This window comes from Solimonas fluminis, from assembly GCF_002930645.1.
Taxonomy (GTDB): domain Bacteria; phylum Pseudomonadota; class Gammaproteobacteria; order Nevskiales; family Nevskiaceae; genus Solimonas_A; species Solimonas_A fluminis.
The window spans coordinates 14,174-40,737 of the sequence record NZ_PSNW01000003.1 but is presented as its reverse complement, the minus strand read 5'-3'; the positions used below and the strand labels follow the sequence as shown (position 1 = coordinate 40,737).

Sequence of the window (26,564 nt, the reverse complement as noted above, 5' to 3'; positions counted from 1 at the left end):
ATGGAACAGGCCCAGGCAGTATCCCCCACCGCGGGCAAGTGCCCCTTCACCGGCAGCGGCGCCGCCGCGCTGAAGGACGCGTCGCTGAAGGACGTCCTGGCGCAGCCCAACGCCTTCTACCAGGCGCTGCGCAGCGAATCGCCGGTGCACTTCGATGCCAAGCTGAACATGTGGCTGGTGTCGCGCTACGACGATATCGTCACCGTGCTGCGCGATCCCCAGACCTATTCGGACAAGCACGGCTATGCCGCGATGTACGCCAACGGCTTCTTCGAGGAGTTCAAGCAGATCCTGGAGCGGGACGGCGGCGGTTTCTTCGCCGACGCCATCAAGGACGACCCGCCGGGACATACCCGCGTGCGCCGCCTGCTGGAGAAGGCCTTCACCGCGCACCGGGTGGCCACGCTGGAGCCGGGCATCACCGCGATCATCGTCGAGCTGATCGGGAAGCTGGCCGAGAAGGGGGCCAACGGCCAGGTGGTGGATGGCGTCAGGGACTTCGCCGTGCCGTTGACCATCCGCGTGATCTGCGAGCAGCTGGGCATCGCCGAGTTCAACGCCGCCAAGATCCAGCAGTGGTCGGGTGCCGTCACCGCGCAGATTTCCAAGATGCAGGACCGCGACCAGATGCGCGAGAACGCCGCGCTGATCTGCGAGCTGCAGAACTTCATCATCGGCGAGATGAAGGCGCGACAGGAACAGCCGCGCGAGGACATGATCTCCGACATCGTCCACGCCAGGCTGGACGACGGCAGCGTGCTGGAGTTCGGCGAGGCGGTGTCGCTGATCCGGGCCCTGGTCATCGCCGGCAACGACACCACGGCCACCGCCATCGGCAACCTGCTGTTCGTGCTGGCGACCCGCCCGGAGGTGGCGAAGACGCTGCAGGAGTCGGTGGACGACGACCGCCTGCTGAACCGCTTCGTCGAGGAACTGCTGCGCATCGAGCCGCCGGTGCGCGGCCTGGCCAAGATGACCACGAAGGAGGTGGAACTGGGCGGCGTGAAGCTGCCGGCCCATGCGCACCTGCTGGTGCTCTACGCCTCGGGCAACGACGACGAGAGCCAGTTCGCCTGCCCGCGCGACTTCGACATCAACCGCGCCAACATCGCCAGGCACGTCGCCTTCGGCGTGGGCGTGCACCGCTGCGTCGGCGCCTCGCTGTCGCGCATGGAGATCAAGGTGGCGGCCCGCGAGATCAGCCGCCGCATGGCGGACATCCGGCTGGCCATTCCGGCCAGCGAGATCGGCTACCTGCCGACCGTGGCCACGCGCTCGATCGAGCGCCTGCCCATCACGTTCAGGCGCCGCTAGGGGACGGGCGTGGGCCAGGAACTCGCGGGAAAGGTGGCGATCGTCACCGGCGGCGCCAGCGGCATCGGCCGGGCGACCGTGGAGCTGTTCGTCGCCGAAGGGGCCAGGGTGGTGCTGGCGGACGTCAACGAGGCCCAGGGGCAGGAACTGGTCGCCCAGCTGGGCCCCCACGCGCGGTTCAAGCGCACCGACGTCTCGAAGAAGGACGAGGTGGAGGCCCTGGTGGCCTTCGCCATCGAGCAGTTCGGCGGCCTGCACATCATGTTCAACAACGCCGGCATCTCCGGCGCGCAGCATGCCCGCTTCCTCGACGACAAGCTGGAGGACTTCCAGCACGTGGTCGGCATCAACCTCTTCGGCGTGATGGTGGGCTGCCAGGCGGCGGCGCGCCATATGTCGAGGAACGGCGGCGGCGTGATCCTCAACAACGCCTCCATCGCCGGCGTGCTGCCCGGCCAGGCGCTGATGACCTACCGGGCGACCAAGGCGGCGGTGATCATGCTGAGCAAGTCGCTGGCGATCGACTTTGCCGAGTACAACATCCGCCTCAACTGCCTGGCGCCGGGCCATATCCGCACGCCGCTGACCTCCTTCGCGCCGCCGGGCATCAGCCCGGAGGTGGCGGAGCGGGTGAAGCAGGCGGTGGGCGCGGCCTTCGACGTCAACCAGCCGCTGAAGCGCACCGGCCGCCCGGAAGACGTGGCCCAGGTGGTGCTGTTCATGGTCGGCGACCGCTCGGCCCAGATCACCGGCACGGTGCTGCCGGTGGATGGCGGCATCACGGCCGGCGATCCGGTCAACCACCTGCGCGAAATCATGGAGGCCCGCGCCCAGGCGCTGGCCTCGTAAACAGGACTACGGAAAGCAATGGGTATCAAGGTCACCTTCGTCCAGGCCAACGGCGTCGAGAAGACGATCGAGAACATCGCGGCGGGCGAATCGATGATGGAAGTCGGCCGCTTCAACGGCGTCGAGGGCATCCTCGGCGACTGCGGCGGCAGTTGTGCCTGCGCCACCTGCCATGTCTACGTCGATGCCGCCTGGGAGGCCAGGACCGGCAAGCCCGACGAGGTGGAGACCGGGACGCTGGACATGGCGCCGGACGTGCAGCCGAACAGCCGCCTGTGCTGCCAGATCCGCCTGCGCGACGAACTGGATGGCCTGCGGGTCACCGTCGCCCCGAGCTTCTGAAACCCCAACCGCCCCTTCCGGGGGCGCTTCGCTGGCTGGAGAGAGCGATGAGCGCAAGCGAAACCTTTGACGTGGTCGTCGTCGGCTCCGGCGCCGCCGGCGCGGTGGCGGCCCTGCGCGCCGCCGAGCGCGGCCTGTCGGTGCTGGTGGTGGAGAAGGCCCACAAGTTCGGCGGCACCTCGGCCACCTCCGGCGGCGTGCTCTGGGTGCCCGACAACAAGCTGGGCCCCAGCGACGACAACCGCGAGAAGACGCTGAGCTATCTCGGCAGCGTCATGACCGGACCGGTGCAGCGCGACCGCCTCGATGCCTACCTGGACCATGCGCCGGCGATGGCGCGGTTCATCAAGGACCAGGGCATCCCCCTCGGCGTCGCGGCCTGGCCGGACTATTACCAGGGGGCGCCGGATGCCCGCGCCGACCGCTCGCTGATCGTCGATACCTTCGACGGGCCGCAGCTCGGCCGCTTCTTCCCGCTGATGCGCGAGCAGTACAACCGCTTCAAGGTCTTCGGCCGCTACTCGATGGACGTGATGGAGTTCTTCTCCCTGTCCACCCGCGCCAAGGGCTGGGTGATGACCTTCATCAAGATGTTCTGGCGCTACTGGACCGACTTCGATACGCGCCGGCTGACCGCCCGCGACCGCCGCTTCACCATGGGAGCCGCCCTGATGGGCTGGCTGTACAAGAAGGTCTTCGAGCGGGGCGTGCAGCTCCGCCTGGACACGAAGCTGGACGAGTTGGTGACCGCCGGAGGCCGGGTGACCGGCGTCAGGGTCAGCCACTTCGGCCGCGTCTACGAGATCGCCGCGCGCCACGGCGTGGTGCTCTGCGCCGGCGGTTTCGAGTGGAACCAGGAACTGCGCGAGCGCTACTTCCCGGTGCCGGGCCTGGCGCGGCACAGCAGCACGCCGGAGGATGCCAATCGCGGCGAAGGCCTGCTGGCGGGCCTGAAGGTGGGCGCGGCCACCGAGCACACCGACGCCGGCTGGTGGATTCCGACCATGCACGTGCCGATGCCCAAGGCCTCCAATTTCGAGGAAATCCACCAGGCCGCCTTCGACGTGGGCCGCCCCCACAGCGTGGCGGTGAACCGCCTGGGCCTGCGTTTCGTCGATGAAGCCACCGGCTACGACGACTTCGGCAAGGCCATGGTGGCCGACCAGCTCAGGACCGGCGCCAACACGCCCTGCTGGCTGGTGTTCGACGCGAGCTTCCGCGAGAAATTCACCGCCGGCGGCATCCTGCCGACGATCCTGATGCCCGACCGCCGGATTCCGCCCGACTGGTGGGACCACTACATCTTCCGCGCCGACAGCATCGAGGCCCTGGCGGCGAAGATCCATGTGCCGGCGGCCGCGCTGAAGACCACGGTCGGCAACATGAACGAATACGCCCGGACCGGCATCGACCCGGAGTTCGGCCGCGGCAGCAACGCCTACGACCAGATGTTCGGCGACGCCAACGTCAAGCCGAACCCCTGCCTCGGTGCCATCGACCGCGCGCCGTTCTATGCCGTGCCGATCAACCTGGGCGATCTCGGGACCAAGGGAGGGTTGAAGGCCGACGCCCATGCGCGGGTGCTGGACACGCAGGACCGGCCGATCCCGGGACTCTATGCGGCCGGCAACAACGCCGGCAGTCCCTTCGGCAACTGCTACCCGGGTGCCGGCGGCACCATCGGTCCCGCGATGACCTTCGGCTATGTCGCCGCCAACCATATCGCCGCGTGCGCCCAGGGCCAGGACCCGGTGCCGGCCGGCAAGGCGGCGGCCTGAGGTGGGCGACGAAGTCCGCGGGGAGCCGCGCCTGCGGGTCTTCCGCGGGAGCGAGGCCACGGCGCTGGGGCCGGAGACCATGGGCACGGGCCCGGTGAGCGACGAGGTCCGCGCCGGCCTGGCCCGGCTGGCGGAGGCGGGTGTGGTGGCGGGCAAGGGCGAGAAGAACCTGCTGCTGTTCGGCCGCCCGGGCGAGGACGGCCCCAGCCTGGTCTACCTCTGGTTCAAGAGCGGCTACGTGCTGCCGCCGCACCGCCATGACGGTGACTGCCTGTACTACATCCTCGCGGGCAGCCTGCGCATCGGCAAGGAGCGGCTGGGCAAGGGTGATGGGCTGTTCGTGCCGGCGCAGGCCGCCTACGCCTACGAGGCGGGGCCGCAGGGGGTGGAGTTGCTGGAGTTCCGCAATGCCACGCAGTTCAGCATCAGCCTGATGGGCGGTCGCGAGGGCGCCTGGGACCGAATGATCAGGGCCTTCCGCGACAACGCGCAGGCCTGGCGCGACGAGCTTCCGCCCTCGGCGCGCTGATAGGAACAAAGCATCCACATACCGGAGGAAACCATGGCCCGCAGCACGAAGAAGCCCGCGAAGAAGCCGACCAGGAAAGCCGCGCCGCAGGCGGCGAAGCCCGAGCGTCCGAAGCCCGAGGACATCATCCTCTACTCCAAGGACCCCAGGACCAAGATCGCCACGATCACGCTGAACCGTCCGGACCAACTCAACGCGCCGACCATCGCCGCGCGCCTGCGCTACTCCGACCTGATCCACCGCGCCAACGTCGACGACGACGTGAAGGTGCTGGTGATCCGGGGCGTGGGCAACAACCTGGGCGCCGGTGCGGACCTGCCGGAGCAGGAGGAGATGCTCAATGCCGAGGGCGACTACTCGCTGCTGCACGAGTTCCGCATCGGTGCCGACGAGGGCGTGAAGTATCCGCCCAAGGGCAGCTACCGCTACCTGGGACAGCTCAACCAGCTCTATGCCAACCAGAACTTCGGCTGCCGCAGCCTGCAGGACTTCAAGAAGATCAGCATCCTCGAGGTCAAGGGCTACTGCTACGGCTGGCACTTCTACCAGGCCGCCGATGCCGACCTGGTGATCTCCTCGGACGACGCGCTGTTCGGCCATCCCTCGTTCCGCTACGTCGGCTGGGGCCCGCGCATGTGGCAGTGGGCGCAGACCATGGGCATGCGCAAGTTCCAGGAGATGGTCTTCACCGGCCGCCCCTTCACCGCCAAGGAGATGTACGACTGCAACTTCCTCAACAGCGTCGTGCCGCGCGACCAGCTCGACGCCACCGTGGAGAAGTACGCCCTGGCCTGCAGCCGCACCCGCCCGACCGACGTGGTGGTGATGCAGAAGCACTTCTTCGAGATCATGAAGCAGTACCAGGGCGAGTACATGGGCAGCCTGCTGACGTCCTGGCTGGAAGGCATGTTCCCGGCGGTGCGCAACGATGCCGAGGAGCTGACGCTGAACAAGGAAACCTTCGGCAAGGGCCTCAACAATGCGGTTAAGGACAACGACGGCCAGTACCCGCCGGAATTCCGCCTGAGCCGCTCGGGCCGCAAGGCGGCGAAGTAGGGGCCATGCAGTACGCCCCGCTCGGCAGCACCGGCCTGATCGTCTCGCGGCTGGGCTTCGGCGCGCTGACCTTCACGCAGGGCAACCGCTCGCTCGGCTCGGTCTACAAGGTCGGTGCCGGGCTGGCGGACGAACTGGTGGGCAAGGCGCTGGATGCCGGCGTCAACTTCTTCGATACCGCCGACGTCTACGCCGACGGCGAGTCGGAGACGCTGCTGGGTGCGGCGCTCAAGGGCCGCCGCGACCGGGTGGTGATCACCACCAAGGTCGGCAACCGCGGCGGCGACCGGACACTGCTGCGCAGCGGCCTGTCGCGGCGCCACATCCTCTGGTCGGTGGAGCAGAGCCTGCGGCGCCTGGGGACGGACTGGATCGACTGCTACGTCGCCCACTGCGAGGACCCGCATACGCCGCTGGAGGAGACGCTGGAAGCCTTCGACGCCGTGGTGCGCGCCGGCAAGGTGCGCTACCTCGGCTTCTCCAACTGGTCGGCCTGGAAGGCGGCCGCGGCGCTGGAGATCCAGAAGGCCCATGGCCTGGCTCCCTTCACCCATGGCCAGATGTACTACTCGCTGCTGGGTCGCGACGTGGAGCGCGACGTGCTGCCGATGATGCGGCGCTACGGCCTGGGCCTGACGGCCTGGAGCCCGCTGGCCTATGGCTTCCTCAGCGGCGCCTACACGCGCGAGGACCTGACGCGGCCCGACAACCGCTTCTCGGGCTTCGACATGCTGCGCTTCGACCGCGAGCGCGGCTTCGCGCTGCTGGAACGGATGCGGCGCATCGCATCGACGCGCTCGGCCAGCGTGGCCCAGGTGGCCATCGCCTGGCTGCTGGCGCGCCCGGGCGTGACCAGCGTGCTGCTCGGCGCCACCCGGCTGCACCAGCTGGAGGACAACCTCGGCGCGGCCCGCCTGAAGCTGCCGGAGGAGGACCTGGCGGAACTGGACGAGGCGACGGCGATCACGCCGGTCTATCCCTCGTCGGACTGGATCATGCCGGACCGCCGCGTCTCCAAGGCGCTCGCCGGCAAATGACCGACTGGGTGCCAGGAGATGCCCTGGGCCTGGAGATGCCGGCCCATCCGGCGGCGCTGCGCGAAGGAGGGACGGAATTCCTGACCCGCGCCTTCCGCGCCGCCGGCTTCCTGGGGCCGGAGAACCGGGTCGAGCGCATCGCCCGCTTCGACGAATGCCCCGGCGGCAGCACCGGCCGCAAGCTCCTGCTGTCGGTGGCCTACGGGCAGCCGGCACCGGGCCTGCACCGGGACCTGTTCGTGAAGTTCTCGCGCGACTTCGAGGACCCGGCGCGCGACCAGGGACGCATGCAGATGGAGCCGGAGGTGCGCTTTGCGCGGCTGAGCCGCATGCCCGGCTTTCCCATCGCCACTGCCGCCTGCTGCTTCGCCGACTACCACGCCGGATCCGGCACGGGCCTGCTGATCACGCAGCGCATCGGCTTCGGGACGGAAGGCATCGAGCGGCACTACGACAAGTGCCGCGATGACGAACTCCCGGAACCGCTGGCGCACTACCAGGCCCTGCTGCGGGCCCTGGCGCGGCTGGCGGGGGCGCACCGTGCCGGCCGCCTGCCGGCGGGGGTTTCGGAGCAGTTTCCCTTCGATCCTTCCAAGCTGACGGTGGGCGAGCGGGCGCCTTGCTCCGCCGCGCAGCTGCAGCGGCGCGCGGCGCAGTACGGTGTCTTCGCGGCGGCGCATCCCGGGCTGCTGCCGGGCAACATCCGGGACCCCGGCTTCATCGCGAGGCTGGAGCGCGAGGCCCCGGATCTCGCGCGGGCCGGCGAGGCCATCCGCGCCGAACTGCGGGACCAGCAGGACAGCATCGCGCTCTGCCACTGGAACGCCAACGTCGACAACGCCTGGTTCTGGCGCGACGCACAGGGGCAGCTGGACTGCGGCCTGCTGGACTGGGGCTGCGTCAGCCAGATGAACGTCGCCATGGCGATCTGGGGGGCCATGAGCGCGGCAGACACGGGGCTCTGGGACCGGCACTTCGACGGACTGCTGGCGCTGTTCGCCGCGGAGTATCGCGGTGCCGGCGGACCGGCGCTGGATGCGCGGCGGCTGAAGCGCCAGGTGCTGCTCTACGCCGCCCTGATGGGCGGGGCCTGGCTGCTGGATGCGCCGCGCTACCTGCAGGCGCTGGTGCCGGAACTGGGCCAGGTGAGCGGGTGCCACGATCCGCGCCTGCGCGACAACGAGATGGCCCGCTGCCAGCTGCAGATGCTGACCAACGTCCTGAACCTGTGGCAGACGCAGGACATCGGCGCCTTGCTCGCCGCCGCCTGAGGAGAGGGAAAATGCCGCGCTACAAGATGAGCGTCCTCAGCAGTCCCGTCGAGGGCCGCGAGGCGGAGTACAACGACTGGTAAGTCCGCCGAAGTCCGTTCGTGCTGAGCTTGTCGAAGCATGAACGGACTTCATCCCCCTTCCGCTACCGGGCTGCCGTCCACCCTTCGACAGGCTCAGGGCGAACGGCAACTCTTCCGCCGGCTCCTGGCTTTTCACCGCTTCTCCCTCTCCGCATACCAGGCCACCGCATCCCGTACCGTCTCCCGGATCGGCCGCGGTTCCCAGCCCAGTTCGCGCCGTGCCTTGCCGTTGTCCAGCCGCTGGAACACGTTGGACAGGAACACGGCATCGGTGCTGACCAGGTAGTCCTTCTTCCCGATCAGCTTGAACACCCGCTCCGCCGCCCAGGCGATGCCGTAGGCCAGCCGCAGCGGGATCATCCTGGGCGGCGGATTTCCCAGCAGCGCCGCGGCCTGGCCGTAGAACTCGCGGTTGCCGATGAACTCGTTGGCGATGATGTAGCGCTCGCCGGTACGGCCGCGGGTCTCCGCCAGCAGCGCCGCCTCGGCGACGTCGCGGATGTCCACCGTCGGCGCGCCGGCATCCAGCGCGGCCTTCATCGCGCCGCGGGCGGTGTCCCAGAGCGCCTTGCCATGCGGCGTCGGCTGGTAGTCCTCGGGGCCGTAGGTGTTGGCGATGCACAGCGCCACGCCGGGAAGGCCCTTTTCGCGGCAGCAGGCCAGGAAGCGGTTCTCGGCCTCCAGCCGGGTCTGGATGTAGGCGGAAGCCTTGTCGAGCCAGTTGAAGGGAATGTCCTCGGTCACCGGCCCGTGGGGATTGACGCCCAGCGTGCCCATGGTGCTGGTGAAGATGAAGCGCTCGACGCCGGCGGCCAGCGCCGCGTCCATGGCGTTCACCAGGCCTTCGACGTTGTTGCGGCGCAGCGGGGTGGTGTCGGTCAGCCAGAAGCGCGGATCCAGCACGCTGTAGAACACCGTGCCGATGCCGTCCATCGCCTCGCGCAGCGAGGCCGGATCCAGTACGTCGCCGTGCACGATCTCCACCGGCAGGCCCTGCATCGCATCCAGCTTGCTGGTCCTGCGCAGCAGCACCCGGACCCTGCGGCCGCGCCGCACCAGCAGGCGCGCGATGTGGCTGCCGACGAAACCGCTGGCGCCGGCCACCAGCACCGGCTTTTCCGACAGGCTTTGCATTGAGTCAGCTTCCTTTTGCTCTGGTTATCGCATCTTCGGCTGGCGCCGGCTGCGCGTAAAAGGCGGAGACCCCCATGGAGAGGCAATGGGACTTGCCCCGGGGGGAAATGGGCGGGTACCGGGGCGAAGCTGCGCAGGGGCGAGCTGAGCGGAGCGGTCCACGGTCGACGAGTTGCCGTTCGCCCTTCGACAAGCTCAGGGCGAACGGCGACTTTCAGGCCGCGGCGCGCGAGGGCGGTGCCAGGGTGGCCTGGTCGAAGGCCTCTTTCAGCGCCGGCAACTGTGCTGCATAAGCCGCCGCATTGCCTTCCTTCACCGGACCATAGCCCGCGATGTCGATGGCCGCGCGTGCCAGTTCGATGCCGGCGGCGAGGTTGGCGGCGCTCAGGCGGTCGGCGATGCCCGGGATCAGGTCCTGGTATTCGCGGATCAGGCGGCGCTCCAGGCGGCGCTCGGCGGTGTAGCCGAGGATGTCGAAGGGCGTGCCGCGCAGGACCTTCATTGGCGCCAGCAGGCGGAAGGCCCAGAGCATCCAGCTGCCGAGCTGGCGCTTGTTCGGGCGGCCCTGGCTGTCCTTGCCGGTGAACAGCGCCGACGAGGCGAGGTTGAAGCTGAACCGGAAGTCGCCGGAGAACTGCTCGCGCAGGCGCTGCATGAATTTCGGGTCGGTGTAGAGGCGCGCGACCTCGTATTCGTCCTTGTACTGCATCAGCCGGCCCAGGGTCAGGGCCACCTGGCGCACGAAGGCTTCGCTGCCGGGCACGGCGGCGACGCGGCGGCGGATGTCCTCGACGAAGACACGGTAGCGCTGCGCATAGGCGGCGTCCTGGTAGGCGGTGAGCAGGCGCGTGCGGCTGGCCAGCACCTGTTCCACGGTCTCCAGCGGCGCGACGGGGGCCGGGGCGAGTTCCTGCGCCAGAACCTCCGGCGCGTGGGCGGCCAGGCGGCCCAGGGCGAAGGTGCGCAGGTTGCCTTCCACGAAGGCGCCGTTGAGGCGGATCGCCTGCCGCAGCGAGGCGAGGGATACCGGCAGCAGGCCCTTCTGCGCGGCATAGCCCAGCATCAGGATGTTGGTGCCGATGCTGTCGCCGGTGAGGTCGGTGGCGAGGCGGCTGGCGGGCAGCGAGAACCCGGCACCGCCGGACAGGGCCTCGATGATGGCTTCGCGCATGCGCGCTTCGCCGAGATCGAGGTGCTTGTTCTTCTGGAAGTCGCCGGTGGGGGCGACGTCGGTATTGAGGATGGCCGTGCTCCGGCCGGGGCGCAGGGTCTTCAGCTGGCCGATGCCGGAGCCGACGATGAGGTCGCAGGCCATCAGCAGGTCGGTCATGCCCTCCGACAGGCGGGAGCTGTAGATGCCCTCGGGGTTCGGGCCGATGCGGATGTGGCTGGTGACCGAGCCGCCCTTCTGGGCCATGCCCGTCATGTCGAGGATGGTGCAGCCCCTGCCGTCGAGATGCGCGGCCATGCCGAGCAGCGCGCCGATGGTGAGCACGCCGGTGCCGCCGATGCCGGCGACGAGGATGTTGTATCCCCGGTCCTCCATCACCGCCAGCGCCGGTTCCGGCAGCGCGGCGATGGCCTGCTCCAGGCGCTGCGGGTCGCCGGACTTGCGCTTCGCGATCCTGGCGCCGGTGACGGTGACGAAGGAGGGGCAGAAGCCCTTCACGCAGGAGTAGTCCTTGTTGCAGTTGGACTGGTCGATCTGGCGCTTGCGGCCGAACTCGGTCTCCAGCGGCAGCACGCTGATGCAGTTGGACTGCACCGAGCAGTCGCCGCAGCCCTCGCAGACATCGGAGTTGATGAAGATGCGCTGCTCCGGGTCCGGCATCAGGCCGCGCTTGCGGCGGCGGCGCTTCTCGGCGGCGCAGGTCTGTTCGTAGACGATGGCGGAGACGCCCTTGATCTCGCGCAGCTGCTTCTGCAGCGTGTCCAGCTCGTCGCGGTGGTGCAGGCTGGAGTTCTTCGGCAGCGCAACGCCCTGGTACTGCTCGGGATGGTCGGATACCAGCATCACCGGACGCACGCCCTCGGACAGCAGCTGGTGGACCATGTCCACCGGGGTGATCTGCTGCTCCACCGGCTGGCCGCCGGTCATCGCCACGGCGTCGTTGTACAGGACCTTGTAGGTCATGTTGGCCTTGGCCGCGACCGAGGCGCGGATCGCCAGCACGCCGGAATGCGAGTAGGTGCCGTCGCCCATGTTCTGGAACACATGCGGCGTGTCCACGAAGGGGCCGACCGCGGCCCAGGGAGAACCTTCATGCCCCATGGGCATGAACTGCATGGTCTTGCGGTCCATCACCACGGCGGCCAGGCCGTGGCAGCCGATGCCGCCGAGGGCGAAGGAACCGTCGGGCAGTTTCGTGCTGGTGTTGTGCGGGCAGCCGGAGCAGAAATAGGCCGGGCGCACCGAGCCGCCGCCCTGCAGGCTGCGCGTCTCGATGCCGTGGAACAGGGCGTAATGCTCCTCCACCTGCGGGTCGACGATGCCGACCTGCCTGAGCAGGGTGCGGATGGCCCGGCGCAGCTGCGGCACGCCCAGCTCGCCGGCGGCGGGCAGCAGCGGCGCGCCTTCGAGGTCGCGCTTGCCGGCCAGCGCCGGGCGGCGGTCGGCGCCGATGGCATAGAGCTGGCGCGCGACCTGGTCTTCCATCACCGGGCGCTTCTCTTCCACCACCAGCACGGCGCTGCTGCCGGCGGCGAAGTCCACCAGCGTGTCGCTCGCCATCGGCCAGATCAGGCCGGGCTTGTAGAGGCGTACGCCCAGGCGCGCGCAATGCGCCTCGTCCAGGCCCAGGTCAGCGAGGGCCTGGCGCACGTCGAGGTAGGCCTTGCCGGCGCTGACGATGGCCAGGCTGCGGCGCGGGCCGTCGATGACGACGCGGTCCAGGCCATTGGCCAGGGCGAAGGCGGTGGCGGCCGGCAGGCGGTGGTTGACGAGGAAATCCTCCTCGACCAGGGCCGGCTGGTTCTGCCGCAGGTTCAGGCCGCCGGGCGGGATCTGGATGCCGGCGGGAACGGCGTAGGGGCGGTGCGCGTCCGGCAGCTCGACGCTGCCGGACAGGTCCAGCGTATCGGTGATGCACTTGAGCGCGACGTAGCAGCCGCTGTAGCGCGACATGGCCCAGCCGGCGAGGCCGTACTCGATGATCTCGCCGATGGTGGCCGGGTACAGGATCGGCAGCATCGCGGCGATCAGCGTGTGCTCGGACTGGTGCGCGCTGTCCGAGGACTTGCCGCCGTGGTCGTCGCCGGCCACGGCGAGGAAGCCACCCTTCGCGGCCGCGCCTTCGAGGTTGCCGAGCTTGAGCGACTCGCAGGCGCGGTCCACGCCGATGCCCTTGCCGTACCAGAGGCCGAACACGCCTTCGAACTCGGATTTGCCGAACCAGGCCAGTTCCTGGGTGCCGCGGATGCTGCTGACCGCCAGTTCCTCGTTCAGGCCGGGGACGAAGCGGATGTCATGCGCGTCCAGCAGCTTCTGCGCGCCCCAGAGCGCGGAGTCGTAGACCCCCAGCGGCGAGCCGCGGTAGCCGGAGATGTAGCCGGCCGTCTTCAGGCCCAGGGCGCGGTCGCGGCGGGACTGCTCCAGCACCAGGCGCACGAGCGCCTGGTTGGAGGACATGAAGACCCGGCCGCCGGGCTGGACGTATTTGTCGTCCAGCGTGGTCACGGACTTGGTCATACCGGTGCGAGCAGCATGGAGGGATGATCCTTGGCGTCTTGGCGATGACTGGATGTCATCGCCTGCCGCGGGTCACGAACGGCCAGGGACGGCTGCCCCGGGGTTGGATTGGGAGATGAAGTCCCGCCATGGATGGCAGACAGCGCCCGACTATCAGCCACGCGTCGGTTCCCGGTCGAGCCTGGCCAGCGGGAAGTCGCAGTTGGCCTGGGTCTGCTGGATTTCGATCAGGTTGCCCTCCGGATCGCGGCCGTAGATCGTCTTCACGTGACCGACATCGATCGGGGCGTCCTGCGGGAAGCGCATGCCCAGCTCGCGAAGGCGGATGAATTCCTTTTCGATATCAGTGACATCGACGCAGAAGTGGGTATAGCCCTTGTCGTAGGGCCTCTTCGGCTCGGCGGATTCCGGCGCCGGGCGCTGGTACTCGAACAACTCCATGTAGCAGCTGCCGCAGCGCAGCATGGCGCCCTTGGCGGCCGACTTCGGCACGTCGACGATGCGGTCGATGAACTCGCTGTCGTCCCAGGCGAAGACCTCCCCGACCCGTTCGAAGCCGAAGGCGTCCTTGTAGAACTTCATCATCTTGTCGAGGTCGCGGACGTGGACGGCCACGTGGTGGATGCCTCTGATCATTCGGCCTTGCTCCGGGCTGGGCGGCGGGGTGTCACCGCGGGTCGGGAATCGAGTCTAGCGACCCCCTGGCAGCCCGTCGGAAGTGCTGGCCGTGGCAGGCAAATCCACCTGCCGTCCGGGTCATTCGGCGGGGAGGGGGTGGTCGCCATAATCGTCCGGAAGCAGAAGCCGGGAGAGAGGCTGGATGAACAGGACGCTATTCACGGGCGCCAGGGTCTGGGACGCCAGCGGCGCCGCGCCTTTCGAGGGTGAGGTGCTGGTGGAAGGCAACCGCGTGCGCGCCGTGGCCAGGGGCCGTGGCCAGATCGCGCCGGCCGGGGCCGAGGTGATCGACGCCCGCGGCATGTTCCTGATGCCCGGCATGACGGAGGGGCATGCCCACCTGTCCTTCGAGGCGGTGACCGCCACCGAGGACCTGATCACGCCGTCGCCGGAGGCGCACACGCTGTTGACCGCGCGCGTCGCCAAGGTGCTGCTGGATCATGGCTTCACCAGCGCCTGGGGCGCCTCGGAGGCCAAGCTGCGCCTGGGCGTGGCGGTGCGCGATGCGGTGAACGCCGGCCTGCTGCAGGGGCCGCGCATCCGCGCCGGCTCGCTGGAGATCTCCGTCACCGGCGCCATGGGCGACGAGAGCCGCGAGCACAATCCGCGCAAGGGGCCGTCGATCATCGTCGACGGCGTCGAGGAGATGCGCAAGGCCGTGCGGCTCTGCTGCCGCGAGGGTTGCGACAACATCAAGCTCGACGTCTCCGGCGATCCGTTCTATCCGAACACCCCGGCGCACACCACGCCGATGACCTTCGACGAAATCCGCGTGGCGGTGGAGACGGCCCACGACTACGGCCGCCGCGTCAACGCCCACACCCGCTCGATCGCCGGCAGCAAGGCCTGCCTGCGCGCCGGCGTGGACATGCTCTACCACTGCGAGTACTCCGATCCGGAACTGCTGGACCTGTTCGAGGCGGCCAGGGACAAGGTCTTCGTCGCGCCCACGGTCAGCCTGTTCCACAGCATCGTCAACAACGAGGCGGCTCCCAACGGCCTCACCGCCGAGATCGGCGGCTACATGGGCATTCCCGGCCTGGTCGAAGCCTCGATCAGGACCCACACCGAACTTCGCAAGCGCGGCATCCGCCACCTGATCGGCGGCGACTACGGCTTTGCCTGGAGCCGCAACGGCACCAATGCCCGCGACCTCGGTTTCTTCGTCAAGTACTACGGCTACAGCCCGGTCGAGGCCCTGCGCTGCGCCACCGCCCATGGCGGCGCGGCCATGACCCTCGACAACGGCGAGAAGCTGGGCGAGGTCCGGGAGGGTTACCTGGCCGACCTGCTGCTGGTCGACGGCGACCCGCTGGCCGACCTGTCCGTGCTGCTCGATGCGCAGCGGCTGGTCGTGATCATGAAGGACGGCCAGGTCCACAAGAACGGCAGCGCCACGGTCCAGCGCCGCGCGGCTGCCTGAACGATCCAAGATTCCGGAGACATTCGATGAGCAACACCATCACCCTGAAGGAGCTCAAGGAAAAGGGCGCCGCGCGCTGCCCCGGCGCCCCGAGCACGCAGGACATCATCGCGGCCGACAAGGTCGCCGCGCCCGGCTGGGTGCGCTCGGAGTCCTACCGCTTCCTCGGCGACGAGGACATCTCCACCGACCGCTACATCGACCCGGCTTTCGCCAGGCTGGAGATGGACACGCTGTGGAAGAAGACCTGGCAGTTCGCCTGCCGCGAGGAGCATATCCCGCAGGTGGGCGACTACCACGTCTACGACATCGGCCACTACTCCTTCATCATCACCCGCGTGGCGGAGGACGAGATCCGCGCCTACTACAACGCCTGCCTCCACCGCGGCACCAAGCTGCGCGCCTCGGGCACCGAGGGCAACGCCGAGGAGTTCAAGTGCAGCTTCCACGGCTGGAGCTGGAACCTCGACGGCTCGCACAAGCAGACCGTCTGCCACTGGGACTTCCCGCACGTGGACCCGAAGAAGTTCACGCTGCCGCAGGCGCGCGTGGAGCGCATCGGCGGCTTCGTGTTCATCAACATGGACCAGAACGCCCCGACGCTGGCCGAGTACCTGGGTCCCGAGGCCAAGGCGCACATCGATGCCTGGAACCTGCAGGACCGCTACGTCTACCTGCACGTGACCAAGCGCCTGCCCTGCAACTGGAAGCTGGCGATCGAGGCCTTCCAGGAGGCCTACCACGTCATCGAGACGCACCCGCAGGTGGCGCCCTCCAACGGCGACGCCAACTCGCAGTACGACGTCTACGGCGAGCACGTGGACCGCTTCATCTCGACCCTGGGCGTGGTCAGCCCGCACCTGTACGGCCAGGTCAGCGAGCAGGACATCCTCAACCAGTTCACCCTGGGTGACTCCAGCGCGCTGGGCGACACCAAGTTCACCGTGAAGGAAGGCGGCACCGCGCGCGCGGTGATGGCCGAGATGTTCCGCGGCATGTTCGAGAAGGCCACCAACACCGACCTGTCCAAGGTCTCCGACTCGGAGCTGCTGGACTGCTTCTCCTACACGGTGTTCCCCAATACCTTCCTGTTCCCCGGCATCTCGCTGCCGATGGTCTACCGCTTCCGCCCGGACAGGAACGACCACCGCAAGAGCCTCTACGAGGTGCTGTTCCTGCGGCCGGTGCCCAAGGACGGCAAGCGACCGATGCCGGCCGAGCCGATCCACCTGCGCGACGACCAGTCCTTCACCGAGGCCGAGGGCATGGACCCCGGCTTCGGAGCCATCCTCGACCAGGACACCGACAACGTCGGCCTGCAGCAGGAGGGCATCGAGGCCAGCGCCAAGCGTGGCCTGACCCTGGGCAACTACCAGGAAATCCGCATCCGCCACTTCGAGCAGGCCGTCGAACGCTATGTCGGGATGAAGAAGGCCTGAGACCGGAGTGAGCACGGAAGCCAACGCCGCGGCAGCGGCCACGTTCACCCCGGTCCTGAAGCTGGCCGACCTGCCCGCCAACACCAAGAAGGCGGTGCAGGTCGGGGCCCGGTGCATCCTGGTGTGCAACAACAACGACAAGCTGTTCGCCATCTCCAACGTCTGCTCGCACAACGAGAAGCCGCTGGAGCGAGGCCGCATGGGCAATGGCTGGATCGCCTGCCCGGTGCACGGCGCGCGCTTCGACCTGGCCACCGGTGCCGCGCTGAACCTGCCGGCCAAGCTGCCGGTCGCCACGTATGAGGTGCGGGTGTCGGGGGATGATATCGAGGTGCTGGTGTAGGTATTCCCCTCGCCCGCTTGCGGGAGAGGGGGACGTTTGCACTAACTGTAGATCGCCCCGCACACCCTGCCGGGATGCGGCGCCGGGCACTCCCTAGAATCCACAGCAGGTATATCTTCCACAATGGGCCGTTGCTGCCTGGGCGGCGCCGGCTGGCGGGACACTGAGAGGGTCTTGCGATGAATGCTCCTGTCAAAGAAGGTTCGGCCGTTCTCGATCTGAGCGACCTGGACAAATGGGTCGGAAAGCCGGTGGTCTTCGCCGAGCTCTGGGATCCCTGCAACGCCACCGACATCCGCCGCTGGGTCATGGCGATGGACTATGCCAACCCGATCCACTGGGACCAGGAGTTCGCGGCCAGGTCGAAGTTCGGCGGCATCGTCGCGCCGCAGTCCTTCGCCGTGGCGATGGACTACGGCCACGGATGCCACCCGGCCGGCGTCGGCAAGATTCCCGGCAGCCACCTGATCTTCGGCGGCGAGGAATGGTGGTGGTTCGGCGCGCCGATCCGCCCGGGCGACAAGCTGTTCCAGAAGCGCCGCTTCGACGGCTACGACGTCAAGGACACCAGTTTCGGCGGTCCCACGGTCTTCCAGCGCGGCGACACCGAGCACCGCAACCAGGATGGCGTGCTGGTGGCCCGCGAGCGCGCCACTTCGATCCGCTACCTGATCGAGGAGGCCAACAAACGCAAGGTCTACGGCAAGGAGAAGGCCAGCCCCAAGCGCTGGGACCAGCAGGAACTCGCCGAGATCGCCAAGCTTCGCTTCGACTGGATCCTGTCGAACCGCGAGGGCAAGTCGCCGCTCTGGGCCGACGTGAAGCCCGGCGACAAGCTGCCGCGCCGCGTCGTCGGCCCCCATTCCATCGCCACTTTCGTCACCGAATACCGCGCCTTCCGCCAGAACATCTGGGGCACCTGGCGCTGGAACGTGCCCGAGGGCGTGATCGACCCCGCCACGGCGGACGCCGGGTTCGCCAAGGACATGACGTATGACTACAGCGCCCGCAAGATCGATCCGCGCCAGGGCGACGGCCTGTATCACGGCCCCTCCAGCGGTCACGTGAACCTGGAGAAGGCCGCCAACGTCGGCATGGGCGGCATGTACGGCTACGGGGCCTCGATGAACGCCTGGCACGTCGACTACGTGTCCTACTGGGCCGGCCACGACGGTTTCGTCTGGCATTCCAAGACCCAGTTCCGCAGTCCGGCCTTCGAGGGTGACATCACCTACATCGACGGCACGGTGGTGGACAAGCAGGTCAATTCGCCCTACGGCTGCCCGGTCGTGGTGATCGAGGTGAAGATGACCACGCAGACGGGCGAGCAGATCCTCAAGGGCACTGCCGAAGTGCAGCTGCCCTACTGAGTTGCGTCCGATGAGCACCGCCACGCCGCCGCTGTCGATCGTCCGGGGTCCGCCGCTGCGGGACGAGCCCGGGCAGGGCGCGCACACCATCCCGGGCTACCTGCGCGAGGTGACGCAGCGCCACGGCACGGCGGAGGCGCTGTGCATGCCGACCGCCGATGGCATGCTGCGCTGGTCCTACGGCACGCTGTGGAGCAAGTCCGTCGAGGTCGCCCAGGCGCTGATCGCCAGCGGCGTCGGCAAGGACAGCCGCGTCGGCATCCTGATGGTCAACCGGCCGGAGTACCTGTCGGCGGTCTTCGGCATCGGCCTGGCCGGCGGCGTATCGGTGGCGCTGAGCACCTTCTCCACGCCGGCCGAGCTGGAGCAGCTGATCGCCGCTTCCGGCATCTCCGTGCTGCTGTTCGATGGCCGCGTGCTGAAGCGCGACTTCGGTGCCGTGCTGGCCGAACTGGAGCCGGCGCTGCGGCGGGCCGGGCCCGCCCGGCTGCAGTCGGCGAAGTTTCCCTTCCTCAAGCAGCTGGTTCGGCTGGAGTCGGTCACGGGCGGTGATGCCGCCGACCTGCAGGCACCGTGCTTCGAATCCTGGCAGGCTTTCCTGGCGCGTGGCCGGGAGGTGCCGGTTTCGCTGGTCGAGGCGCGCGCGGCCAGCGTTGCGCCTGCGGATGCCGGCGGGCTGTTCTTCTCCTCGGGCACCACCAGCACGCCGAAGGGCATCCTGCATGCCCAGCGCGCCTTCGCCATCCAGTGGTGGCGCTGGCCGCGCGTGATGAGCGTGAAGGGCCCGGCGCGGGCCTGGACCGGCAACGGCTTTTTCTGGTCCGGCAACATCACCATGATCGTCGGCGTGGCCCTGTCCACCGGCGGTACCATCGTGCTGCAGCCCTATTTCGAGCCGGAACTGGCGCTCAGGCTCTGGGAAAGCGAGCGGGTGAACTACCTGTCGGGCCGCCCGCACCAGTGGACGCGGCTGCAGGAGGCACCCAACTGGGCCACCGCGGACCTCCGCTCGCTGCACTACATCACCAACTCGGACCTGCTGAAGACGCACCCGACGGTGAAGAGCGACTGGCGCCTGCCGATGACCTTCGGCACCACCGAGACCAACACCGCCGCCACCTCGTATTCCGCCGACACCTCGCCGGAGCAGTACGCCGGCAGCGCCGGCGAGCCGCTGCCGGGCAACATCCTCAAGATCATCGATCCGGATACCGGCGCGGTCGTGCCGCGCGGCCAGCGCGGCGAGGTCTGCATCAAGGGCCCGACGCTGATGCTCGGCTACATCGGCAAGGCGGTGGAGGACAGCCTGGACGACGAGGGCTACTACCGCACCGGCGACGGCGGCTACGTCGACGAGATCGGCCGCCTGTACTGGGAGGGCCGCCTCACCGAGATCATCAAGACCGGCGGCGCCAATGTCTCGCCGCTGGAGATCGACGCGGTGCTGGCGCTGTGCCCGGGCGTCAAGCGCGGCCAGACCGTGGGCGTGCCGCATGCCACCCTGGGCGAGATGGTGGTGAGCTGCGTGGTGCCGCAGGACGGCGCCGCGATCGACGAGGCCACCGTGCAGGCCTTCCTCAAGGAACGCCTGGCCAGCTTCAAGGTACCGCGCCGCGTGCTGCTGCTGGACGAGGCCGAGGTGCAGGTGACCGGCAACGGCAAGGTCAAGACGGGGGCCTTGCGGGAACTGGCGGGGAAGCGGCTGGCAGCAGCCTGAACATTCCCCAGGGCCGGCCGGGCCAGCCGCCCCGGTCCTGAAGGCAAGCCCCCATCGCAGCGCTGCCCGCCCCTGGGCGATTGCGGCATACTCGCCCCATTACTAGAGCAGCCATTGCAAAAATGGCGATCAAGAGGGGGAGCCATGAATCGATCCGTCCTGGGGCGCCTGCTGTGCGCAGGAGCCATGTCCCTGGTGCTGGCGGCCTGCGGGGGGAGTTCGCAGCCCGGGCCGACGCCGCCGGCCGAACTGCCGCGTGCGGACGATGGGACGTCCGAGCCGCCCAACGAAGGGGTGATCCTGGCGCAGGAGCTGCTGCACGTCGTCGAGCGCGCGGGGCTGTACTCCTTGCCGAACGACCCCGTTGCGGCGCTCGCGGCGATCCTGACCTTGCCCGATGGGCTCGGCAACATCGTGGCGATGCACCTGGGCCGTTTCTACCCGACCCCGCATGAGTTCATTCCCGGCATGGGCCCGCTGGTGGGGCTGCTGCAGGCGCGTGCCAAGCTGCTGCTGGGCGGGCAGCCGGAGCGGCTGCTGCAGGACACGATGAGCGGCGAGTATTCGATCCTGCTGCTGCCGGTGGATGCGACGACGCTGATCGTGGTGCTGCCGACCAACGTGGTAAGGGCGGACCCCGCCGCCGCAGCGCTGCCCGAATCGAAGCTGGATCTCGGCCAGGTCACCTACGAGATCAATGGACGGACGCGCACCGTCGACCAGTTCATGCAGAGCGGCTCCACCAACGCGGTCGCGTTCATGCACAAGGGCCGCTTCATCTACGACGACTACGAGAACGGCTTCAACGCCAGGACCCGCCACCACATGTGGTCGGTCACCAAGTCGGTCACGACCTCGCTGGTGGGCATCGCCGTCGAAGAGGGCCGGGTCCGCTCGATCCATGATCCCATCAAGCAGTACATCCCCGAGGCGGCCGGCACGGTCTGGGAGGGCGTCAGCATCGAGGACCTGCTGCATATGGAGTCGGGCACCTACTGGGTCGACGTGCCGGTACACCAGCCCGAGCAGCTGGTCCTGATGGGGGCGGACTTCCACTCGAACGGCCTGGTCGGCATGACGCGCGACGAGTACCTGCTGAAGCTCACGCGCGTGTCGCCTCCGGGCGATCACTACCGCTATAACAGCGCCGATGCGCAGATGCTGGCCTGGCTGCTGGAGCGGGTCTACCAGAAGCCCTATGCGCAGATCCTGTCGGAGAAGATCTGGCGGCCTGCGGGCATGCAGGACGATGCGCTGGTGATGGTCGATCGCCTGGGCAATACCTTTGCATCGATGGGACTGCATGCGACGCCCCGGGACATGCTCCGCTTCGGGGAACTGCACCGCAACGGCGGCCGCAGCGTCGACGGAAAGCAGATCATCCCCCGGGCCTGGGTCAATGCCTCGCACAACTACGACGAGGCGACCGGCGGCGGCCCGCGCGGCTACATGTGGCCGCACTGGGGCGGAGTGGAGTCCGGCAACTACACGGCGCAGGGCTACGGGCTCCAGCTCGTCAGCGTGGCGCCCTCGCTGAACATGGTCGGTGTCCGCTTCGGCAACGACCCGATCGACAGCATCGCGCAAAAAGAGTGGGAGGCGATGCTGACGGCCGTGGGCAAGCATCTCGAGGCGCACGGCGCGCGCTGAGGCGCCGCGCGGGATACGCGATGGTCCTGAAAGCAGAAGGCCCGCCATCCGGCGGGCCTTCATTCCTTCGGGCGGGGCTTACTTGCCTGCCAGCGCCGCGTTGAAGACCGCGCTCGGCCGCATCACCGCCGCGAGCTTCTCCGGATCGGGGCGGTAGTAGCCGCCGATGTCGGCCGGCTTGCCCTGGACCGTGGTCAGCTCGGCGACGATGATCAGCTCGTTGTCCGTGAGCTTCCTGGCCAGCGGCGCGAAGTGGGCGGCGAGTTCGGCGTCCTCGGTCTGCGCGGCCAGGGCCTGGGCCCAGTACATCGCGAGGTAGAACTGGCTGCCGCGGTTGTCGAGCTGGCCGGTCTTGGGCGAGGGGTTCTTGTTGTTGTCGAGCAGCTTGCCGGTGGCCTCGTCCAGCGTCTTGGCCAGCAGCTTGGCACGGGCATTGTCCGTCTTGATGCCCAGGTCTTCCAGGCCCACGGCCAGGGCCAGGAACTCGCCGAGCGAATCCCAGCGCAGGTGGTTTTCTTCCGTGAGCTGCTGCACGTGCTTGGGCGCCGAGCCGCCGGCGCCGGTCTCGTACATGCCGCCGCCGGCCATCAGGGGCACGATCGACAGCATCTTGGCGCTGGTGCCCAGTTCCATGATCGGGAACAGGTCGGTGAGATAGTCGCGCAGGATGTTGCCGGTGACCGAGATGGTGTCCTGGCCGCGGACCACGCGTTCCAGCGTGTAGCGCATGGCGCGCACCTGCGACATGATCTCGATCTTCAGGCCCTTGATGTCGTACTCCTGCACGTACTTCACCACCTTCTGGATCAGCTCGTGCTCGTGCGGGCGATAGGGGTCGAGCCAGAACACGGCGGGGGTCTTGGACTGGCGCGCGCGCGTGACGGCGAGCTTGACCCAGTCGCGGATCGGCGCGTCCTTGACCTGGCACATGCGCCAGATGTCGCCGGTCTCCACGTTCTGCGTCATCAGCACCTCGCCGGTGTCGAGGTCGGTGATGTTGGCGATGCCGTCTTCCGGGATCTCGAAGGTCTTGTCGTGGGAGCCGTATTCCTCCGCCTGCTGCGCCATCAGGCCCACGTTCGGCACCGAGCCCATGGTCCTGGGGTCGAAGGCACCGTGCCATTTGCAGAAGTTGATCATCTCCTGGTAGATGCGTGCGAAGGTCGATTCCGGCATCACGGCCTTGACGTCCTTCAGGCGTCCGTCGGCGCCCCACATCTTGCCGCCGTTGCGGATCATCGCCGGCATCGAGGCATCGACGATGATGTCGTTGGGCGAGTGGAAGTTGGTGATGCCCTTGGCGGAGTCGACCATCGCCAGCTCGGGGCGGTGGGCATGGCAGGCGTGCAGGTCGCGCTTGATCTCGTCCTGCTCGCTCTGCGGCAGCTTGGCGATCTTGGTGTAGAGATCGACCATGCCGTTGTTGACGTTGATGCCCAGCTCGTCGAAGGTCTTGCCGTGCTTCTCGAAGGCGTCACGGTAGAAGATCCTGACGCAGTGCCCGAACACGATCGGGTGCGAGACCTTCATCATCGTCGCCTTGACGTGCAGCGAGAACATGACGCCGCTCTGGCGCGCATCCTCGATCTGGGTCTCGTAGAACTCGAGCAAGGCCTTCTTGCTCATGAACATGCTGTCGATGATTTCCTTGTCCTGCAGCTCGACCCGGGGCTTGAGGACGATGGTCTTGCCGCTCTTGGTCAGCAGCTCCATCTTCACGTTGCGGGCGCGGTCCAGCGTCATCGACTTCTCGCCGTGGTAGAAGTCGCCCTTGTGCATGTGCGAGACGTGCGAGCGCGAGGCCTGGCTCCATGGCGCCATCGAATGCGGATTCTTGCGGGCATACTCCTTGACGGCCTTCGGCGCGCGGCGGTCGGAATTGCCTTCGCGCAGCACCGGGTTCACCGCGCTGCCCAGGCACTTGGAGTAGCGCTTGCGGATCGCGGCCTCTTCCTCGGTCTTGGGCTGCTCGGGATACTCCGGCAGGTTGTAGCCCTTGGCGCGCAGTTCCTTGATGGCCGCCAGCAGCTGCGCCACCGATGCACTGATGTTGGGCAGCTTGATGATGTTGGTGTCGGGCAGCAGGGTCAGCCTGCCCAGTTCGGCGAGGTTGTCCGGCAGCCGCTGCGATTCGGTCAGGAACTCGGGGAATTCGGCAATGATGCGGGCCGCCAGCGAGATGTCGCTGGTCTTGACCCGGATGCCGGCCGGGGCGGTGAAGGCTTCGACGATCGGCAGGAACGATGCCGTGGCCAGCAGGGGGGCCTCGTCGGTCAGAGTATAGATGATTACGGGCTGCTCTTTGCTCAAGGGGTCGTCTCCGGACGGTTCTATTTAGGAACCAGCATGGAAATCATCAAGGAAGCTGCGACGCCAGAAAAAGCGCGCCTCCGCGGCTGGTCCGCTCCTACTGGACCCCATGATAGCGCGGCTGATGGCTTTCTTTCGCCAGAAACGGCTTCTGTCGCCAACCCGCCTGCATCGTCGCCCTGTGGAACCAGAAAGCCCGCCTTCCGGCGGGCGTTGGGTCAGGCGTGCCGCCCCAGCATCAGCTTGCGGGGATCCCCGCCGGCGCGGTAGGTGGCTGCCAGCAGGTACAGCAGGGTGAACAGGCCGCCCAGCAGCGTGCCCGCGCCGCACAGCAGTCCCACGGGCCTCGAGGGCTCGCGCCAGATCACCCAGGCGGTGACCGGCACCACATGCAGCAGGAAATCGGTGTAGAACGATGCGCGCCAGGCATGGGCGAAGTCGTCGAAGAACACCTTGCCGCCGTCGAGTCCCAGCGAGGACACGGCCCAGGCGGTGATGCCGGCAAGCAGCAGCCAGCCGAGGAGGAGATAACCGCGCAGCAGGATCATGCTTGGTCTCCCGAAACGGAAGGGCCGCCCCTGCGAGCGGCCCTTCGATGCGGATCAGCGCTTGAGCCGGTAGGCGACCACCGAGTCGCCCGTGGTCGAGCCGTACATGGTGTGGCCGCCGGCCGCGATCACCACGTACTGCCTGCCGCCCGCCTCGTAGGTCACCGGCACGGCGGTGCCCGCGGCCGGCAGGTCGGCCTTCCACAGCACGTTGCCGGTCTTCAGGTCGAAGGCGCGCAGGGTGTCGTCCAGCGTGTAGCCGATGAATACCAGGCCGCCGGCCGTGACCAAGGGGCCGCCGGCGCCCGGGGTGCCGAGGTTGGTGTCGAAGGGAATCCAGCTGGGCAGCTTGAAGGGCATCAGCTTCTCGATGCTGCCCAGCGGCACTTCCCAGAGGATCTTCTTCTTCGCCAGGTCCACGGCGGTGAGCGCGGCCCAGGGCGGGGCGGAGCAGGGGGAACCTGCCGGGCCCAGCAGCGGCTGCACCTCGTAGACGTAGGGCGAGCCCTTGGCGGCGAACTGCATCGGGCCGCCCAGTTCGACCTTCATGGCCTTGTCGGTCTTGACCTCGGTGGCCGGGATCAGCCGCATCACCACCGGGACGCGGTTGGACGGCACCACCATGATGCCGCTGGCGGGATCGTAGGCGCCGCCGCCCCAGTTGGGGCCGCCGCCGACGGAAGGCGAGAAGATCGTGCCCTTGAGGCTTGGCGGGGTGAAGGCCGGCCCGTAGTGGAAGGACTCGATCTTGCGCTTGCACAGCCAGCGGTCGATAAAGCTGAAGCCCCAGGCGTCGTCGGGCGAGAAGCCGTGCTGGGCCAGCATCGGCATGCCGACCGGGAAGGGCTGCGTCGGCGACAGCTTTTCGCCGGCCACCGCGCCGGCGCTGGGCACCTTGCGCTCCTCGATCGGCACCAGCGGCTCGCCGGTGGCGCGGTCGAAGACGAAGATCAGGCCGGTCTTGTTGTTCTGCACCAGGGCCGGCACGACCGTGCCATCGGCCTTCCTCCAGTCGATCAGCAGCGGCTCGGAGGGCGTGTCGTAGTCGAAGACGTTGTGGTGCACGAACTGGAAGTGCCAGGCCAGCTTGCCGGTCTTGCCGTGCAGGGCGACGATCGACGAGGAATAGCGGTTGTCGCCGGCGCGCCCGGCGCCGTAGAAGTCGCCGGAGGGGCTGGTGGTCGGCAGGTAGACCAGGTCGAGCTTCTGGTCCACCGCCATGTTGGCCCAGACGTTGCCGGCGCCGTAGCCCTCGGCGGTACCCTTCTCCCAGGTCCTGGCGGCGGGGTCGCCGGGATCGCGGGGCAGGGGGTCGAACTCCCAGAGGAACTTGCCGGTGCGCGCGTCATAGGCCAGCACGCGGCCGCTGGGCGCATCCACGCGCTGGTTGTCGGCCACGGCCGAGCCCACCACCACCACGCCGTTGACCACGGCCGGCTTGGAGCCTGCCACCACCTCGCCGGCGAAGATCTCCGGCTTGCTGGTCGGCATCTTCACCGAGCCCTTGTCGCCGAAGCCCTGGCAGGCCTTGCCGTCGCGCGCGTCGAAGGCCACCAGGCGGTAGCTGGTGGTGCCCAGGAAGATGCGCGACTTGCAGTGCGTGCCCTCGGGAGCCTGTTCGTCCACCCAGTGCGAGATGCCGCGGCACTTCTGCATGCCGACCTTGGGATCCTTGGGGTCGTAGATCCAGCGCTGCTTGCCGGTGGCGGGGTCCAGCGCGATGACGCGGCGCGTGGTGGTGCAGACCAGCAGGTTGCCGTCGACCAGGGTCGGCTGGTCCTCGAAGGCGATCAGGGCCTGGGGGCCGTTCTTCGGCGGGACTTCACCGGTGTGGTACTCCCAGGCCTTCTCCAGCCCGGCGACGTTGCCCCTGTTGATCTGTGTCAGGGGCGAGTACTTGGTCCCCATCTGGTGCGACTCGGGGTCGGCGGCCGTGGCGCAGAAGGCGGCGCCCGCGAGCGCCAGTGCCAGGAGCTGGCGGTACGTGGGTAGGCGGATGCCCATC

20 protein-coding genes are annotated in these 26,564 nt (G+C 68.2%); 14 read left to right on the top strand and 6 right to left on the bottom strand.

The features are described 5' to 3' along the window. From C3942_RS06555 to C3942_RS06520, 8 genes are read left to right on the top strand one after another with little or no spacing between them, the layout of a single operon-like run. Entirely contained in the window at positions 1-1,314 is a 1,314-nt protein-coding gene (locus C3942_RS06555) for a cytochrome P450 (RefSeq protein WP_104229582.1), read from the top strand. A 9-nt stretch (positions 1,315-1,323) separates the two neighbouring features. Next, positions 1,324-2,163: an SDR family NAD(P)-dependent oxidoreductase gene (locus C3942_RS06550; protein WP_104229581.1), complete on the top strand. Its 840-nt coding sequence runs from the start codon at positions 1,324-1,326 to the stop codon at positions 2,161-2,163. A gap of 18 nt (positions 2,164-2,181) precedes the next feature. Beyond that, positions 2,182-2,505 (top strand): 2Fe-2S iron-sulfur cluster-binding protein, encoded by a 324-nt coding sequence (locus C3942_RS06545; protein WP_104229580.1) that lies wholly within the window; start codon positions 2,182-2,184, stop codon positions 2,503-2,505. Positions 2,506-2,552: 47 nt separating this feature from the next. After that, entirely contained in the window at positions 2,553-4,283 is a 1,731-nt protein-coding gene (locus tag C3942_RS06540; protein ID WP_104229579.1) for an FAD-dependent oxidoreductase, read from the top strand. Between the two features lies 1 nt (position 4,284). Next, positions 4,285-4,812, top strand: a complete 528-nt coding sequence (locus C3942_RS06535; protein WP_104229578.1) for a cupin domain-containing protein — start codon at positions 4,285-4,287, stop codon at positions 4,810-4,812. A gap of 33 nt (positions 4,813-4,845) precedes the next feature. Continuing rightward, on the top strand, positions 4,846-5,868 hold the full coding sequence (locus C3942_RS06530; protein WP_104229577.1) for an enoyl-CoA hydratase/isomerase family protein: 1,023 nt from the start codon (positions 4,846-4,848) through the stop codon (positions 5,866-5,868). Positions 5,869-5,873: 5 nt separating this feature from the next. Next, positions 5,874-6,905: an aldo/keto reductase gene (locus C3942_RS06525; protein WP_104229576.1), complete on the top strand. Its 1,032-nt coding sequence runs from the start codon at positions 5,874-5,876 to the stop codon at positions 6,903-6,905. Beyond that, the gene (locus C3942_RS06520; RefSeq protein ID WP_104229575.1) at positions 6,902-8,176 is read left to right on the top strand and encodes a hypothetical protein; all 1,275 of its coding nucleotides are present in this window, start codon (positions 6,902-6,904) and stop codon (positions 8,174-8,176) included. The genes C3942_RS06525 and C3942_RS06520 overlap by 4 nt, the downstream gene beginning before the upstream one ends. 215 nt (positions 8,177-8,391) lie before the next feature. On the opposite strand, the gene C3942_RS06515 is transcribed toward C3942_RS06520, so the two are convergent. The 3 genes from C3942_RS06515 to C3942_RS06505 form a co-directional block, all read right to left on the bottom strand. Further along, positions 8,392-9,393 carry an NAD-dependent epimerase/dehydratase family protein gene (locus C3942_RS06515; protein ID WP_104229574.1) on the bottom strand — a complete coding sequence of 334 codons (1,002 nt, stop codon included), beginning with the start codon at positions 9,391-9,393 and terminating at the stop codon, positions 8,392-8,394. A 214-nt stretch (positions 9,394-9,607) separates the two neighbouring features. Then, positions 9,608-13,081 (bottom strand): indolepyruvate ferredoxin oxidoreductase family protein, encoded by a 3,474-nt coding sequence (locus C3942_RS06510; protein WP_104229573.1) that lies wholly within the window; start codon positions 13,079-13,081, stop codon positions 9,608-9,610. A 153-nt stretch (positions 13,082-13,234) separates the two neighbouring features. Then, positions 13,235-13,717: a VOC family protein gene (locus tag C3942_RS06505; RefSeq protein ID WP_104229572.1), complete on the bottom strand. Its 483-nt coding sequence runs from the start codon at positions 13,715-13,717 to the stop codon at positions 13,235-13,237. Positions 13,718-13,901: 184 nt separating this feature from the next. On the opposite strand from C3942_RS06505, the gene C3942_RS06500 reads away from it, so the two are divergent. The 6 genes from C3942_RS06500 (at position 13,902) to C3942_RS06475 (ending at position 21,701) form a co-directional block, all read left to right on the top strand. After that, positions 13,902-15,182 carry an amidohydrolase family protein gene (locus C3942_RS06500; protein WP_104229571.1) on the top strand — a complete coding sequence of 427 codons (1,281 nt, stop codon included), beginning with the start codon at positions 13,902-13,904 and terminating at the stop codon, positions 15,180-15,182. 26 nt (positions 15,183-15,208) lie between these two features. After that, on the top strand, positions 15,209-16,621 hold the full coding sequence (locus C3942_RS06495) for an aromatic ring-hydroxylating oxygenase subunit alpha (RefSeq protein WP_104229570.1): 1,413 nt from the start codon (positions 15,209-15,211) through the stop codon (positions 16,619-16,621). Between the two features lie 7 nt (positions 16,622-16,628). Next, positions 16,629-16,964 (top strand): Rieske (2Fe-2S) protein, encoded by a 336-nt coding sequence (locus tag C3942_RS06490; RefSeq protein ID WP_104229569.1) that lies wholly within the window; start codon positions 16,629-16,631, stop codon positions 16,962-16,964. Positions 16,965-17,143: 179 nt separating this feature from the next. Beyond that, a complete protein-coding gene (locus C3942_RS06485; protein WP_104229568.1) occupies positions 17,144-18,334 on the top strand; it encodes an FAS1-like dehydratase domain-containing protein in 1,191 nt (396 codons plus the stop codon). Between the two features lie 10 nt (positions 18,335-18,344). Beyond that, positions 18,345-20,051, top strand: a complete 1,707-nt coding sequence (locus C3942_RS06480) for a class I adenylate-forming enzyme family protein (protein ID WP_104229567.1) — start codon at positions 18,345-18,347, stop codon at positions 20,049-20,051. Between the two features lie 144 nt (positions 20,052-20,195). Next, positions 20,196-21,701: a serine hydrolase domain-containing protein gene (locus C3942_RS06475; protein WP_104229566.1), complete on the top strand. Its 1,506-nt coding sequence runs from the start codon at positions 20,196-20,198 to the stop codon at positions 21,699-21,701. Positions 21,702-21,779: 78 nt separating this feature from the next. Here C3942_RS06475 and C3942_RS06470 read toward each other — a convergent pair whose 3' ends face one another. The 3 genes from C3942_RS06470 to C3942_RS06460 all read right to left on the bottom strand — a co-directional run bounded on the left by C3942_RS06470 (position 21,780) and on the right by C3942_RS06460 (position 26,563). Beyond that, positions 21,780-24,011, bottom strand: coding sequence for an NADP-dependent isocitrate dehydrogenase (locus C3942_RS06470; RefSeq protein ID WP_104229565.1), 2,232 nt, complete (start codon positions 24,009-24,011; stop codon positions 21,780-21,782). A gap of 218 nt (positions 24,012-24,229) precedes the next feature. Further along, positions 24,230-24,559, bottom strand: coding sequence for a hypothetical protein (locus C3942_RS06465; protein ID WP_104229564.1), 330 nt, complete (start codon positions 24,557-24,559; stop codon positions 24,230-24,232). Positions 24,560-24,613: 54 nt separating this feature from the next. Further along, positions 24,614-26,563, bottom strand: a complete 1,950-nt coding sequence (locus C3942_RS06460; RefSeq protein WP_165797353.1) for a pyrroloquinoline quinone-dependent dehydrogenase — start codon at positions 26,561-26,563, stop codon at positions 24,614-24,616. Between the last annotated feature and the right edge of the window lies 1 nt (position 26,564).

Excerpts from the sequence above, each read along its gene's own strand:
- C3942_RS06555 (WP_104229582.1), top strand. The coding sequence starts at position 1 with ATGGAACAGGCCCAGGCAGTATCCCCCACCGCGGGCAAGTGCCCCTTC.
- C3942_RS06545 (WP_104229580.1), top strand. The coding sequence starts at position 2,182 with ATGGGTATCAAGGTCACCTTCGTCCAGGCCAACGGCGTCGAGAAGACG.
- C3942_RS06540 (WP_104229579.1), top strand. The coding sequence starts at position 2,553 with ATGAGCGCAAGCGAAACCTTTGACGTGGTCGTCGTCGGCTCCGGCGCC.
- C3942_RS06530 (WP_104229577.1), top strand. The coding sequence starts at position 4,846 with ATGGCCCGCAGCACGAAGAAGCCCGCGAAGAAGCCGACCAGGAAAGCC.
- C3942_RS06525 (WP_104229576.1), top strand. The coding sequence starts at position 5,874 with ATGCAGTACGCCCCGCTCGGCAGCACCGGCCTGATCGTCTCGCGGCTG.
- C3942_RS06520 (WP_104229575.1), top strand. The coding sequence starts at position 6,902 with ATGACCGACTGGGTGCCAGGAGATGCCCTGGGCCTGGAGATGCCGGCC.
- C3942_RS06515 (WP_104229574.1), bottom strand. The coding sequence starts at position 9,393 with ATGCAAAGCCTGTCGGAAAAGCCGGTGCTGGTGGCCGGCGCCAGCGGT.
- C3942_RS06510 (WP_104229573.1), bottom strand. The coding sequence starts at position 13,081 with ATGACCAAGTCCGTGACCACGCTGGACGACAAATACGTCCAGCCCGGC.
- C3942_RS06505 (WP_104229572.1), bottom strand. The coding sequence starts at position 13,717 with ATGATCAGAGGCATCCACCACGTGGCCGTCCACGTCCGCGACCTCGAC.
- C3942_RS06500 (WP_104229571.1), top strand. The coding sequence starts at position 13,902 with ATGAACAGGACGCTATTCACGGGCGCCAGGGTCTGGGACGCCAGCGGC.
- C3942_RS06495 (WP_104229570.1), top strand. The coding sequence starts at position 15,209 with ATGAGCAACACCATCACCCTGAAGGAGCTCAAGGAAAAGGGCGCCGCG.
- C3942_RS06485 (WP_104229568.1), top strand. The coding sequence starts at position 17,144 with ATGAATGCTCCTGTCAAAGAAGGTTCGGCCGTTCTCGATCTGAGCGAC.
- C3942_RS06480 (WP_104229567.1), top strand. The coding sequence starts at position 18,345 with ATGAGCACCGCCACGCCGCCGCTGTCGATCGTCCGGGGTCCGCCGCTG.
- C3942_RS06475 (WP_104229566.1), top strand. The coding sequence starts at position 20,196 with ATGAATCGATCCGTCCTGGGGCGCCTGCTGTGCGCAGGAGCCATGTCC.
- C3942_RS06465 (WP_104229564.1), bottom strand. The coding sequence starts at position 24,559 with ATGATCCTGCTGCGCGGTTATCTCCTCCTCGGCTGGCTGCTGCTTGCC.
- C3942_RS06460 (WP_165797353.1), bottom strand. The coding sequence starts at position 26,563 with ATGGGCATCCGCCTACCCACGTACCGCCAGCTCCTGGCACTGGCGCTC.